The sequence below is a fragment of the Moraxella sp. HMSC061H09 genome (assembly GCF_001809255.1).
GTDB classification, from domain to species: Bacteria; Pseudomonadota; Gammaproteobacteria; order Pseudomonadales; family Moraxellaceae; genus Moraxella; species Moraxella catarrhalis.
In genome coordinates, this window is record NZ_KV796851.1 from 1 (window position 1) to 787 (window position 787).

At 40.4% G+C, this 787-nt stretch carries 1 protein-coding gene and 1 pseudogene; both read right to left on the reverse strand.

Translation table 11 applies throughout. The features are described from left to right. Positions 1-227: pseudogene (locus tag HMPREF2573_RS05625) on the reverse strand (ankyrin repeat domain-containing protein); the annotation flags it as partial. Beyond that, positions 227-787 (reverse strand): GH-E family nuclease (locus tag HMPREF2573_RS05630; RefSeq protein WP_070472854.1); only part of this gene is annotated, 561 nt, incomplete at its 5' end. The gene HMPREF2573_RS05630 and the pseudogene HMPREF2573_RS05625, both read right to left, overlap by 1 nt.

The window sequence follows — 787 nt, forward strand, 5'->3', positions numbered from 1 at the left end:
TCTTGGGCGTTGATGGGGATGCCTTGGTTGATAAGATAGCTGATGGTGACAGGTGGTGGCTCATCAGGATTCATAGAATCCGTGACTTTGTGAAGCCAATTTTTTTTATCGCTATTGACAGCGAGTAAGTTGTGTTGTGGGTGTTGTTTTAATAAATTTTCAGCAAGAGTAATATTGCCTAAACATAATGCATCTAAAATCTCCACACCGCTCATATCATAACTCATTATCTAATACCTCTTTTGCGTTTAAATTGATTCATATGTCTAATGATTTCACTCAAATCATCGCTGCCAGGTTTCTCATTGCGATGATCCATATTATCCGATGCGTTTTCAAGTCTGAAATAATCAGGACGAGAATTAATAAAGTCATTAAATTGAGTTTGGGTTAGACCTGTTTGCTCAGCTGCCAGAACAAGCCGTCTGTGTTCACGTCCATAGGTATGGCCGTATTGAACAGGTGTTCTTACCACTGTACCGTCTCTGTGTACATAATCACCATTTGGTAGTCTAATGTAATTAGCATCAACTTGCCTTCTTAATTCAGCTCTTAAGTTTGGGCGGATTAGATTGGTTGATACCCTAGGATTATTTGGGTCAGAAGTAAACTGTCCACGGTTATTGTGCAACCTACCATTTTTGTCTATAGTGTAGCCAGCTATATTTGCTTGACCACTTCGTATCTGTCTTTGTGCTTGAACACCTGAGATTGGTTGGCTGACGACAGGGGTGCCTGCCTTGCCTTGATTTTGTTTTAAAACATCCACACCCTCTTGAATGGCACT